The organism is Nocardioides marinus (assembly GCF_013408145.1).
GTDB classification, from domain to species: Bacteria; Actinomycetota; Actinomycetes; order Propionibacteriales; family Nocardioidaceae; genus Nocardioides; species Nocardioides marinus.
On the sequence record NZ_JACBZI010000001.1, the window covers coordinates 681,505 to 693,500 of the forward strand.

An 11,996-nucleotide genomic window follows, 5' to 3' on the forward strand; every position below is an offset into this window, starting at 1 on the left:
GTCTCGCGGAGGTGGATCAGGAGATCCCGGCCTTGTCGCAGAACTTCGCGAAGCTGCCGGTGCACACGTCGGAGGCCGACGCCCCACCGTCGTCGATGACGCTCTTGACGGAGTCCGCGGTGATCGGCTGGGGGTCCAGCAGGATCGACGGGACGTCACGGCCGCCCTCGGAGTCCTCGGTGGTGCCGTTGGTCTCGGCCTCCTCGCCGGTGGCGAGGGCGATGGCGACGTCGGCGAGCGCGCCTGCCTCCTCCTTGGCGGACTTGTAGATCGTCATGCACTGGGTGCCGGCGAGGATGTTCTGCAGGCCCTCGACGGTGGCGTCCTGCCCGGTGACCGGGACCTGGCCCGCACGGCCGTTCTTCTCCAGGATCGAGATGACCGCACCCGCGAGGCCGTCGTTGGCGGCGTAGACGCCGTCCACGTCACCGTCGACCTTGGTGTAGAGCTGCTCGAAGATGGTGACCGCCTGGTCGGGGTCCCAGTCGGGGACGGCCTGCTCGCCGACGGTGGTGTAGGAGGAGACCTCGTCGAGCACCGAGTGGGCGCCAGCGGAGAACAGGGTCGCGTTGTTGTCGGTGGGGGAGCCGTTGAGGTAGATCAGGTTGGCCTCCTCCTCGCCCAGGCACTCGGCCAGGCCCTCGCCCTGGAGCGCGCCGACGCGGTTGTTGTCGAAGGAGACGTAGTAGTCGGCGGCCCCACCCAGCGTGAGGCGGTCGTAGTCGATGGTCGCGACACCCTGGCTGGCGGCCTTCTCCTGCAGCGCAGCGCCGGACTCGGAGTCGAGGTTGACGATGGCCAGGACGGTGACGCCGTCGGCGATCATGCTGTCGGCGATCTGCGCCATGCGGTCGGCGTCGCCCTCGGCGTTCTGGATGTCGTAGTCGACGCCGGCGGCGTCGAAGGCGTCCTCGAGCGCCGGACGGTCGGCGTTCTCCCAGCGGACCGAGGACTTGGTGTCGGGGAGGATCACGCCGATCTTGCCGGCGTCGGACCCGGCGTCGGTACCGGTGTCCTCGGAGTCGCTGCCGCAGGCGCTGATGGCCAGTGCGGAGCACAGGACCCCGGCCAGCACGAGCTTGTTGGTGTGCTTCACGGAAAACACCCTCCTGATGGTGTTCGGGCCTGCCGGGCAGAACGTCCGGCTTTGTTGTGACTCGCAACATATCGAGTGACGGGAGTCACGTCTAGAGGGTGCTGTCAACGACATTTCACGGCAGGATGGGCGTGTGGAGTCGCGAAGCTGGGGCCGGGTGGGCGCGCAGACCGTCACGCAATACGTTGTGGAGAACAACGTATTGCGCCTGGAGGTGCTGTCCACCGGCGCGGCACTGCACCGGCTGCTGGTCCCGGGGCCGACGGGTCCCGAGGACGTCGTCCTGGGCCACCGAGACGCCGCGGCCCAGGCCCGGGACGAGCACTTCGTGGGCGTGGTCGTGGGTCGTTACGCCAACCGCCTCCGCGACGGACTGCTCCGCCTCGACGGGCGCGAGCACCGCCTGCTGCGCAACGAGGGGCCCCACACCCTGCACGGGGGCCCGGACGGCTTCGGCCGCCGGCAGTGGTCGGGCCGGGCGCCGACCGGGGACGAGGCCGACGATGCCGACGACGCCGTGACGCTGGAGCTGGTGAGCCCCGACGGTGACCAGGGCTTCCCCGGGTGCTTGCGGGCGCAGGTCACCTACGCCGTGCGCGGGGACGAGGTGGAGGTCGCGCTGCGGGCGACCGCCGACGCGACCACCGTGGTCAACCTGACCCAGCACAGCTACTTCGACCTCGGCGCGGGCGTGGGGGACCTCGAGGACCACCGCCTGCGGGTGCCGGCCGTCCTGCGGGTGGCGGTCGACGACGAGCTGCTCCCGGTGGACGAGCGACCCGTCCCGGTGGTGGGGACGCGATGGGACCTGCGCCACCCGCGACCACTGGAGGAGCGGTGGGACGACTGCTGGGTCCTCGGCGCGCCGGGGATCCGCCGCCTGGCTGCGGTCCTGGAGCACCCGCCGACCGGCCGCCGGCTGGAGGTCTCCACCGACGCCCCGGGTCTGCAGGTCTACACCGGCGACGCCCTGCCTGGCCTGCCCGGGAAGGACGGGCGTCCCCTCGTGCCGCGGGCGGGGGTGGCTCTGGAGGCGCAGGACCTGCCGGACGCTCCCGGTCGACCGGCGTTCTGGCCGCCGGTGCTGCGGCCTGGCGAGGTGTACGCCCGGACCACCTGGTGGCGCTTCGGCTGAGCCGCCTCAGCGGGTGCCGTAGAGGGTGGTGCGCTCGCGCACCGGCCGGTCGATGCCGGCGCCGATCTCGACGAGCTCGGCGACGGTCTTGGCCGAGCCGTGCTCGGAGCCGGCCATCCGCGAGATCGTCTCCTCCATCAGCGTGCCGCCGAGGTCGTTGGCACCGGCGCGCAGCATCGCGCGGGTGCCCTCGACGCCGAGCTTGACCCACGAGGTCTGGATGTTGTCGATGCGCCCGTGCAGCAGGATCCGGGCCATCGCGTGGACCGCGAGGTTGTCGCGCATCGTCGGGCCGGGGCGGGCGACGCCGGCGAGGTAGATCGGCGCGGAGGTGTGCACGAAGGGCAGTGGCACGAACTCGGTGAACCGGGCCGCACCGTGCTCCAGCGCGGCGTCCTGCATCCGGGAGAGCACCCGCAGGTGCCCCACCCAGTGCCGCGGGTTGTCGACGTGGCCGTACATCATCGTCGAGGTCGTCGGCAGCCCGATGCGGTGCGCGGTGGAGACGATGTCCATCCAGGTCCGGGCGGGCAGCTTGCCCTTGGTCAGCACCCAGCGGACCTCGTCGTCGAGGATCTCCGCGGCGGTGCCGGGCAGCGACCCCAGGCCGGACTCGCGGGCCTTGATGAGGAAGTCCTCCACGGACAGGCCGGTGCGGGCCGTGCCGTTGACGACCTCCATCGGGGAGAAGGCGTGCACGTGCATCTCCGGCACGCGCTGCTTGACCGCGGTCGCGAGGTCGAAGTACGCCGAGGCCGGCAGGTCGGGGTCGATCCCGCCCTGCATGCACACCTCGGTCGCGCCCAGGTCCCACGCCTCCGCGGCCCGGTCGGCCACCTCGTCCATCGAGAGCGTGTAGGCGTCGGCGTCGCTCTTGCGCTGCGCGAAGGCGCAGAAGCGGCAGCCGACGTAGCAGACGTTGGTGAAGTTGATGTTCCGGTTGACCACGTAGGTCACGTCGTCGCCCACGACCTCGCGGCGCAGGTCGTCGGCCAGCCGGCACACCTGCTCCAGCAGTGGGCCCTCGGCGGTCATCAGCGTCAGTGCGTGCTCGTCGGAGAGGTTGCCGGGGTCGGCCTCGGCGGCGGCCAGCGCCTCGCGGCCCTCGGTGTGCAGGACGGCCGGGGCTCCGGTGCGACTCGCCGCCTCGCCGACGGAGTCCCAGTCGCCGTACACGTCGGCGAAGTCCGAGCGCCGGTCCTCGGTGCGGCCCCCTCCTGGCCCCTCTGCGTCGATGGCGGCGAAGAGGTCGGTGCGACCGGTGGACTCCAGCCCGCCGTCGGGCTCCTGCCACGCCAGCCCCTCGGGGCGTACGCCGGGTCGCGCGAGCCCCTCGGGAGTGGCCAGGGCAGCCACGTGCGACCGCACCCGGGGGTCGATCCAGGCCGCGTCACCGCCGAGCGAGGCGCGGACGTACTCCGGGTGGACCGTGAGCCGCGCGGCCAGCTCGAAGCCGGCCTCGGCGCTGATCTCGCGCAGCCGCTCCAGCGAGGGCCAGGGCCGCTCGGGGTTCACGTGGTCCGGCGTCAGCGGGGACACCCCGCCCCAGTCGTCGACACCGGCGCCGAGCAGGGCGTGGCACTCGGAGAGGTCGGTGAGGTTCGGCGGGGCCTGGACCCGCGCCCTGGGGCCCAGCACCAGCCGGGTGACGGCGATCGTGGCGAGGTACTCGTCCAGGCCGAGGTCGTCGGTGTGCCGCATCGCGGTGTCGGGCTTGGCCCGGAAGTTCTGGACGATCACCTCCTGGATCGCCCCGTAGGCCGTTGCCGAGGCGCGCAGCGCGAAGATCGTCTCGGCCCGCTCGGCCAGGGTCTCGCCGATGCCGACCAGCAGCCCCGTGGTGAACGGGATCGAGAGCCGGCCGGCATCCTCCAGCACCCGCAGCCGCACGGCCGGGTCCTTGTCGGGCGAGCCGTAGTGGGCCTCGCCCTTGGTCTCGAAGAGCCGCCGCGAGGTCGTCTCGAGCATCATCCCCATCGACGGGGAGACCGGCTTGAGGCGGTTCATCTCCTCCCACGACATCACGCCGGGGTTGAGGTGGGGCAGCAGTCCGGTCTCCTCCAGCACCCGCACCGCCATCGCGCGGACGTAGGCCAGGGTGGAGTCGTAGCCCTGCTCGTCGAGCCAGGCCTGCGCCTCGGGCCAGCGGTCCTCGGGCCGGTCGCCCAGGGTGAACAGTGCCTCCAGGCACCCCATCGCCGCGCCCTGGGAGGCGATCGCCAGGATCTCGTCGGGGGAGAGGTAGGGCGCCCGACCCTCTCGGGCCGCCTGACCCGGGGTCTCCACGAACGTGCAGTAGTGGCACCGGTCACGGCACAGTCGCGTGACCGGGATGAACACCTTCGGCGAGTAGGTCACCACCCCCGGGCGACCGGCCGCCTCCAGGCCCGCGTCGCGCACCCGCGCCGCGGCGGTGCACAACCGGTCGAGGTCCTCACCGGTCGCGGCCAGCAGCACCGTCGCCTCGGCCGGATCGAGCCGAGCGCCACGCTCGACGCGGGCCAGCGCCCGGCGTACCTGCTGCGGGGTCGGCTGCTCGTCCATCGACTCAGGCTAACGAGCGCGCCGGCGGCGCCGTGACCTGGCCCACCCGACAAGACAGGTGCTTGACGCGATCGCCGCGTGGCGACCCCGACTGGTCTGGAGGGATCGTCCGGACTTGTTCGGTCATCGGGCCGTGCCTTTCCCTGGGAGTCGTTCGTTTGGTTGTCTGGAGGCCAGCGGCACATGGGGAGAGTTGAGCGAGACATGAGCAAGGACGACGGACGAGGTCGAGGAGCCCGGATCGGGCGGCTGGGCCTGCTGGTCGGCGGCGCGGCGCTGGTGCTGGTGCCGATCGTGGCTGGCCTGGTGCTGACCTGGCAGCTGCACCCGTTGCTGGTCGTGCCGGCCTACCTGCTGGGCATCCCGGTGTGGCTGAGCGTGCTCAGCGGGCTCTGGAGCCTGATGTCCCGGTTCCGGCGCTCGCGCGAGACCGCCCCGATGCCGGTGGTGCGCTCCGAGCTGCGGCTGCCGCTTCCGCGCGGCGAGCGGACCGAGGTCCGCACGCTGCACGCGGAGGCGGCGCCGCGAGGGCTCAGGACACCCACTCCTTGATGGCCGCGATGGTGCCGGCCGGGTCGTCGCTGGCCGGCGTCACCGACAGGTTCGTCACGCCGGACTCCCGGAAGGCCGCGATCCGCTCCTTGACGTAGGACTCGGGACCGACCAGGTTGCCGGCCTCCAGCCACTCCAGCGGGACCAGTGCCTCGGCCTCCTTCTTCTTGCCCGAGAGGTAGAGGTCCTGGATCTCCTTGGCCTCCTTCTCGAAGCCGTACTCGCATGCCAGCTGGTTGTAGAAGTTCTTGTCCCGCGCTCCCATGCCGCCGACGTACAGCGCGTACATCGGGCGCATGAAGTCCAGCAGCGCCTTGGTCTCCGGACCCTCGCCGATCGCGACCATGCCGCCCGCGCAGATCTCCAGCGGGGCCAGGTCGGCCGAGCGCTTCGCGGCTCCCCGGGCCAGCGGCTCGCCCCAGACCTGCTGGGCCTTCTCGGGGTAGTAGAGGAACGGCAGCCAGCCGTCGGCCACCTCGGCGGTCATCGCGACGTTCTTGTCGCCCAGCGCCGCGACCCACAGCGGCACCTGGGGGCGCTCGGGGCGGTTGAGCAGCTTCAGCGGCTTGCCCAGCCCGAGGCCCTGCCCCTCGGGCAGCGGCACCGAGAACGTCCTGCCCTGGTAGTCCAGCTTCTCGTGGCGCAGCCCCATCCGCAGCACGTCGATGACCTCGCGGGTGCGGGTGAGCGGTCGGTCGTAGGGCATCCCGTGGAAGCCCTCGATCACCTGCGGGCCCGAGGCGCCCAGGCCGATGACGGCGCGCCCCCCGGAGACGTTGTCCAGGCCGGCGGCGGTCTGCAGCAGCGCGCCCGGCGTGCGGGAGTAGACGTTGAGGATGCCCGCGCCGATCTGGACGGTCTCGGTCTTGGCGGCGAGGTAGCCCATCAGGGTCGGGGCGTCGAAGCCGTACGGCTCGGCGACCCAGATCAGGTCCAGGCCCGCCTTCTCCAGGCCGGCGACCTGGTCGGCGGTCTCGCGCGGGTTGCCGGCGTAGACGAGCGGCATCGACAGCTTCATGGGGACCTCCACGGCTCCGGGGTGGTGTACGTCGATCGTGACAGTAGCAGTGTCACGATCGCTCGTGGAGGGAGACGTGGCTCACCCCTCGGTGAGCCCCAGGGCCCGCCCGAGGGCCCCGGCCAGCGCGGCGGCGTACTCGGTCGTGAGGTGGTCGGTGTCGCGGTAGGACAGCGTGCCGCCGATGACCACGGGGCACATGTCCTGCCAGCACAGCCAGGGGGTGGGGTCGACGACGTCGGCGTCGTGGAGCAGCGCCACCTTGACCGCCACGTCGCCGAGCAGGGTGGAGCGCTCCACGGGGGTGAACATGCAGTCCAGCAGGCTCGGGCGCGAGCTGGTGAGGCAGTCGCCGGGGTCGTGCCCGGCCTTCGGGACGTCGCGGATGAGGACGGTGCGCTCCGCGGCGGTGTCCAGCTCGTCGAAGAGCGAGTCGTAGCCGTCCTCCAGGACGTCGGCGACCTCGTCGAGCTGCTCGCGACGCTCACCGTCGACCCAGACCCCGTTGACCGGGGGCGAGGAGGCCACGATCGCGAGGTCGGGGGAGAGCGCGGCGACCGTGGTCATGCTCCACTCCTGGAACTCCTCGCACGCCTCGAAGACCACCGCCTCGCGCACCGGCGCCACGGTGACGTGAGCGGCCGGGCACTGCGGCTTGACGAGGTAGTAGGCGCGCCACCCGTGCTCGGAGGCGATCTGCTCCAGCGCCGGGATCCAGGCGCGGGCGTGGGAGTCGCCGAGCAGCACCAGGGTGCGGTCGCCGGTGGAGTCCCCGCGCGGGCACAGGGCCCGCACGTCGTCGTCCTCGTAGTCGCAGGCGCCCACGTCGGCGATCGAGCTGCGCAGGTTGAGCAGGTCCGGGGTGAGGTCGGAGGGGATGTCGACCTCGTTGCGGGCCGCCTCCACCGAGGCACGGACCAGGGCGACGGTGCGCTCGTGCTCCGCGAGCCGGGCGGCCTCGTCGAGGGTGATCGCGGGGTTGTCGCCGGACTCGCCCCCCTGGACGCCGGTCCACCACCAGCCGCCGGCCACCGTGGCGGCGACGAGCACCAGGCTGGCCGGGTAGAGCAGCAGGCTGCGCGGGGCGGGCAGCCTGCGCGCCGGGACGCCGGTGCGGAACGGCTGCTCGACGAAGCGGTAGGTCAGCGCGGCCAGGTTGACCACGACGAGCACGACGGCGGCGGTCTCGACCGTCGTGAGGTCGCGCCCGGCGTTGCGCTCGGTCAGCACCAGCGCGGGCCAGTGCCACAGGTACAGCGAGAACGACCAGTCGCCCACGCGGCGCATCACCGGGTTGTCCAGCAGCCACCGCACCGGCACGAACAGCAGCCCGGGGGCCGACCCGGCCAGCAGCAGGGCAGCCGTGCCGAGGACCGGCAGGGCGGCGGCGTACCCGGGGAAGGGGGTGGTCTCGTCGATGACCACCACGGCCGCGGCGACCGCGGCGAGGCCACCCAGGGAGAGCAGCCAGCCGACCGGGCGGGGGATCCGGGGCGCGAGTCGCGGTGCGAGCAGCGCGACGACGGCCCCGATCGCCAGCTCCCACACCCGCGCCGGGGTCGAGAAGTACGCCGACGTGGGCGAGGTCGTCGTGACGTGGACCGACCAGGCGAAGGACGCGGCCGTCACCGCCAGCAGCACGGCCAGCACGGAGCCGCGGGCCAGGCGCTGCTGCTTCCCGCGGCGGCTGAGGACGCGCGCCGCGACCGTGACCGCGATCAGCAGCAGCGGCCAGACGACGTAGAACTGCTCCTCGACGGCCAGCGACCAGTAGTGCTGGAGCGGGGAGGGGCCGGTCTCGGCGGCGAAGTAGTAGACGCCCTGCTGGGCGAAGTGGACGTTGGCCAGGAAGGCGGCCGACCAAGCCGCGTCGTCGAGGACGTCACGCGCGTCGATGACGGTCGTCCAGAACAACGACATCACCACGGTCGCGACCAGCACCACGGTCGCCGCGGGCAGGATGCGGCGCGCCCGGCGGGCCCAGAAGCCGCTCAGCGACAGCGTCCCGCCCCGCTCGAGCTCGGCGAAGAGCAGCCCGGAGATCAAGAAGCCGGAGATGACGAAGAAGACGTCGACGCCGACGAAGCCGCCGGGCAGGTGCGGGACCCCCGCGTGGGCGGCGACGACCGTGAGGACTGCGACGGCGCGCAGCCCCTGGACATCACCGCGGAACGCGCCGGACACGCTGAGGACGGTATCAAGGGGTGACGCGGCACGAGCCCGATGCGCGCCGGGTGCGAGGATCCGGTCCGACCCGTCCGCGTCCCCGGAGAGGACCACTCGTGAGCGAGACCCCCACCACCTACCGCGTCGCCGTCATGGGAGGCACCGGTCCCCAGGGCAAGGGACTGGGCTACCGCTTCGCCCGCGCCGGCCACGACGTCGTGCTGGGCTCGCGGGCCGCCGAGAAGGCCGTGCCGGTCGCCGCCGAGGTCACCGAGCGCCTCGCAGGGGTCGAGGGGGCGGGCACCGTGACCGGTGCCGCCAACGCCGACGCCTGCGAGCAGGCCGACGTCGTGCTGCTGGCCGTCCCCTACGACGGCCACGACGAGCTGGTCGCCTCGCTGCCGCTGGCCGGGAAGACCGTCATCTCCTGCGTGAACCCGCTGGCCTTCGACAAGCGCGGCGCCCACGGCCGCGTCGTCGACGGCGGCGAGGGCTCGGCCGCCGAGGAGGCCCAGCGGCTGCAGCCCGAGGCCACCGTCGTCGGTGCCTTCCACAACGTCTCGGCCGTCCTGCTCTGGGGCGAGGACGACTTCCTCGACGAGGACGTCCTGGTCGTCGGCGACGTGCTCGAGGCCAAGGAGGTCGCCATGGACCTCGCCGCCTCGGTCACCGGCCGCCGCGGCATCGACGGCGGCAAGCTGCGCCTGGCGCGCCAGCTGGAGCCGTTCACCGCGGTGCTGATCTCGATCAACCGCAAGTACAAGACCCACGCCGGACTGCGGATCACCGGCCTCGAGGGCCACTGATCACCTGACGTTCACCCGACCGTTCACCTCGGTGTCGCCGGGCTGAGGGCCGGGCCTCGCACCGTGGTGGGGTGACGACGACCCCACAGCCCCGTCCGGCCGTCCGCCGGACCTCCTCGCTGGTGGTCACCCCGGCGGTCGCCGGCCACCGCGGCGCCAGCGGGCACCGGCCCGAGCACACCCTCGAGGCCTACCGGCACGCCGTCGCCCTGGGCGCCGACGAGATCGAGCTGGACCTGGTCAGCACCGCCGACGGCGTGCTCGTCGCCCGGCACGAGAGCGAGCTCTCGGTGACCACCGACGTCGCGGACCGCCCCGAGCTGGCGCACCGGCGGCGCACGCGGGTGGTCGAGGGCCGCCCCGTGGAGGGCTGGTTCGTCGAGGACCTGACGCTGGCGGAGGTGCGGCTGCTCCGGGCACGCGAGCGCTGGCCGGCGCTGCGCCCCGGCTCCGCGGCGTACGACGGGGCGCTGGGCGTCCCCACCTTCGACGAGGTGCTCACGATGCTGGCCGAGGAGTCCGCGCGGCACGGGCGCAGCGTCGGCGTGCTGGTGGAGCTGAAGGACCCCGCCCAGTCGGCCTCCCTCGGCCTGGACCTCGCCGAACCGCTGCTGGACGACCTGCGCCGGCACGAGCGCGACCACGCGCGGTCGCGGGTCAGCGTGATGAGCTTCGAGCCCACCGTCCTGCGCTCGCTGGCCGGCCGCACCCGGGTGCCGCTGATCCAGCTGGTCGAGCGGCTCGACGAGCGACCGGCGGACTGGGCGATGGCCGGTGACCCGCGGACCTTCGCCGACCTGGTGACCCCGGCCGGGCTGGCGCTGGTCGAGCAGTACGCCGACGGGATCGGTGCCCGGCACACGCTGGTGGCCCGCGACCTGGGCGACCGGGTGGTGCCCACCGCGCTGGTGCGTGACGCCCACCGTGAGTGGCTCTCGGTGCACGTGTGGACCCTGCGCGCCGAGGACCGCTTCCTGCCCGCCGGCTTCCGGGGCGGCGAGGGCCCCGCCGGTCACGGGGACCTGCGGGGCTACGCCGGGCTGCTGCTGGAGATGGGGGTGGACGGGCTGATCACCGACCAGCCCGAGCTGTGCCTGGCCGCGCGGGACGGGGTCGCGCTGCCGGCCTGAGCCCTAGCTCCAGTGGTCGCGGCGCGCGGCACCGGAGATCGTGCTGGCCACCAGGCCGGCGGCTCCGGCCAGCACGAACGGCAGCGGCAGCAGCCACCGCACGTCGCCACCCTCGACCACGTCCGTGGTCCACAGCGCCCAGACCGCGACCAGGCCCAGGAACGCCAGGCCCATCACCAGCTGGCCGGTGTTGACCGGGTGCCGTCCGGCCGCCCAGATGCTCGGCTGCTGCTCCGGCACGTGCTGCTCGTCGGTGCCCGGCTCGTCCATGTCCAGCGTCTCGGTGTGCTCGTGCTCGTTCATCGGGTCCTCACCACGATCTCTCCCAGGTTGGTCTCGGCGTCCAGCTGCAGCACGGGGCTGCCGGGGCCGCCGTCGTGCGTCTCGCTGGCCTGCGTGTCGATGCCGCCGCGCTGCTCGCCGAACAGCCGGATCTCGCCGGGACCGTGCACGGTGGCGGTCGCCTCGACGGTGAGGCCGCGGGGGACCAGCACCTCGATCCGCCCGACCTGGACGGTGATGTCGAGGACCTGCCCGTCGAGCTCGTCGAGGTCCTCGATGCCGGTGAGGTCCAGCACCAGCTCCCCGACGCCCATCCGGTACGACGGGTCCAGCGACGCCGCGCTCGTGGGGGTCTCCCGCATTGGCTCGGTGTCGATCCGGTCGGCCGCGGTCGCCCCGACCAGGACGGGGACGGTGAGCAGCCCGACCAGGATCAGGCCCCCCGCCCGGCCGAAGAACGCACCCAGCACCAGCATCGTGCCGATCACACCCAGCGCCAGCGCGGGGTAGGCGCCGTCGGCGACCGGTGCGCCGGCCAGGTCCAGCGTCCCGAGCGTCCCGAGGGCCAGGGCGACCAGCGCCACGGTGAACCAGAACAGGCGGGGTCCGCGGCGTCGAGGGTCACGCACCACCGGCGGTGGCGGGGGCGGCGGGGCCACCCAGGCCGGGGGCGAGGCCGAGGGCGGCTGGGGCGGGTCGCCGACCCAGCCCTGCACGGACTGGCCGTAGGGCTGGCCGTACTGCTGGGCGTACGGCTGGGCGTCCGGCTGGGCGGGCGGCGCCACCGGGGCCGAGCGGCGTCGCTCGCGCCGGTTGACCAGCACCGCGACGATCACCGCGACGGCGGCCAGCTGCCAGGGGAACCAGAACGGGCCCCAGGCGTCCCCGGCCAGCTCGGCCACGATCGCCAGCCCCGCCACGATCGCGACGATGGTGAGCACGACCGCGCGGTTGCGGTCCTCCATGGCGATGACGCCCTCGGACCCGTCGTCGGTCGGCAGCAGCAGCCAGCCGGCGGCGTAGGCGATCAGGCCCGCGCCGCCGAAGAAGGTCAGCACCACGAACGCGACCCGCAGGATCACCGGGTCCACGTCCAGGTGGCGGGCCAGCCCGCCGGCGACCCCGGCGACCTTGCGGTCGGTGCTGGAGCGGCGGATCCGGCCCAGGTCGCGGACCTCCTCGGCGGAGGTGCGGGGGCCGTCGTCGTCTCCCGACGGTGCCGACGGCGGTGGCGGCGGTGGCGGCGGGGTGGGTGTCTCGGTCATGG

The 11,996-nt window shown here is 73.2% G+C and carries 10 protein-coding genes; 4 read left to right on the forward strand and 6 right to left on the reverse strand.

What is annotated here, in order from left to right; genetic code table 11:
* Positions 1-16 precede the first annotated feature (16 nt).
* Positions 17-1,096, reverse strand: a complete 1,080-nt coding sequence (locus tag BKA05_RS03325) for a substrate-binding domain-containing protein (RefSeq protein WP_179530157.1) — start codon at positions 1,094-1,096, stop codon at positions 17-19.
* Positions 1,097-1,283: 187 nt separating this feature from the next.
* Here BKA05_RS03325 and BKA05_RS03330 point away from each other — a divergent pair, with 187 nt between their 5' ends.
* Positions 1,284-2,231 carry an aldose epimerase family protein gene (locus BKA05_RS03330; protein ID WP_179530158.1) on the forward strand — a complete coding sequence of 316 codons (948 nt, stop codon included), beginning with the start codon at positions 1,284-1,286 and terminating at the stop codon, positions 2,229-2,231.
* A 6-nt stretch (positions 2,232-2,237) separates the two neighbouring features.
* Here BKA05_RS03330 and BKA05_RS03335 read toward each other — a convergent pair whose 3' ends face one another.
* Entirely contained in the window at positions 2,238-4,775 is a 2,538-nt protein-coding gene (locus tag BKA05_RS03335) for a bifunctional FO biosynthesis protein CofGH (RefSeq protein WP_179530159.1), read from the reverse strand.
* A 204-nt stretch (positions 4,776-4,979) separates the two neighbouring features.
* On the opposite strand from BKA05_RS03335, the gene BKA05_RS03340 reads away from it, so the two are divergent.
* The gene (locus BKA05_RS03340; RefSeq protein WP_179530160.1) at positions 4,980-5,327 is read left to right on the forward strand and encodes a hypothetical protein; all 348 of its coding nucleotides are present in this window, start codon (positions 4,980-4,982) and stop codon (positions 5,325-5,327) included.
* On the opposite strand, the gene BKA05_RS03345 is transcribed toward BKA05_RS03340, so the two are convergent.
* Positions 5,308-6,357, reverse strand: a complete 1,050-nt coding sequence (locus tag BKA05_RS03345; RefSeq protein WP_343045505.1) for an LLM class F420-dependent oxidoreductase — start codon at positions 6,355-6,357, stop codon at positions 5,308-5,310. The two genes, BKA05_RS03340 and BKA05_RS03345, sit on opposite strands and share 20 nt — an antisense overlap.
* A 69-nt stretch (positions 6,358-6,426) precedes the next feature.
* Positions 6,427-8,529: an acyltransferase family protein gene (locus tag BKA05_RS03350; RefSeq protein WP_179530161.1), complete on the reverse strand. Its 2,103-nt coding sequence runs from the start codon at positions 8,527-8,529 to the stop codon at positions 6,427-6,429.
* Positions 8,530-8,627: 98 nt separating this feature from the next.
* Here BKA05_RS03350 and npdG point away from each other — a divergent pair, with 98 nt between their 5' ends.
* Together npdG and BKA05_RS03360 are read left to right on the forward strand one after the other, a co-directional pair.
* On the forward strand, positions 8,628-9,317 hold the full coding sequence (gene npdG / locus BKA05_RS03355) for an NADPH-dependent F420 reductase (RefSeq protein ID WP_292604899.1): 690 nt from the start codon (positions 8,628-8,630) through the stop codon (positions 9,315-9,317).
* A gap of 71 nt (positions 9,318-9,388) precedes the next feature.
* Positions 9,389-10,447, forward strand: coding sequence for a glycerophosphodiester phosphodiesterase family protein (locus BKA05_RS03360; protein ID WP_179530162.1), 1,059 nt, complete (start codon positions 9,389-9,391; stop codon positions 10,445-10,447).
* Positions 10,448-10,450: 3 nt separating this feature from the next.
* Here BKA05_RS03360 and BKA05_RS03365 read toward each other — a convergent pair whose 3' ends face one another.
* Together BKA05_RS03365 and BKA05_RS03370 are read right to left on the reverse strand one after the other, a co-directional pair.
* Positions 10,451-10,750 carry a hypothetical protein gene (locus tag BKA05_RS03365; protein ID WP_179530163.1) on the reverse strand — a complete coding sequence of 100 codons (300 nt, stop codon included), beginning with the start codon at positions 10,748-10,750 and terminating at the stop codon, positions 10,451-10,453.
* Complete coding sequence (locus BKA05_RS03370; RefSeq protein WP_179530164.1) at positions 10,747-11,994, reverse strand: PspC domain-containing protein; 1,248 nt, start codon at positions 11,992-11,994, stop codon at positions 10,747-10,749. The genes BKA05_RS03365 and BKA05_RS03370 overlap by 4 nt, the downstream gene beginning before the upstream one ends.
* Positions 11,995-11,996: the final 2 nt, after the last annotated feature.

What these genes read in the sequence shown, in the direction of transcription:
- BKA05_RS03335 (WP_179530159.1), bottom strand. Translation starts at nt 4,775, where the DNA reads ATGGACGAGCAGCCGACCCCGCAGCAGGTACGCCGGGCGCTGGCCCGC.
- BKA05_RS03370 (WP_179530164.1), bottom strand. Translation starts at nt 11,994, where the DNA reads ATGACCGAGACACCCACCCCGCCGCCACCGCCGCCACCGCCGTCGGCA.
- BKA05_RS03365 (WP_179530163.1), bottom strand. Translation starts at nt 10,750, where the DNA reads ATGAACGAGCACGAGCACACCGAGACGCTGGACATGGACGAGCCGGGC.
- BKA05_RS03340 (WP_179530160.1), top strand. Translation starts at nt 4,980, where the DNA reads ATGAGCAAGGACGACGGACGAGGTCGAGGAGCCCGGATCGGGCGGCTG.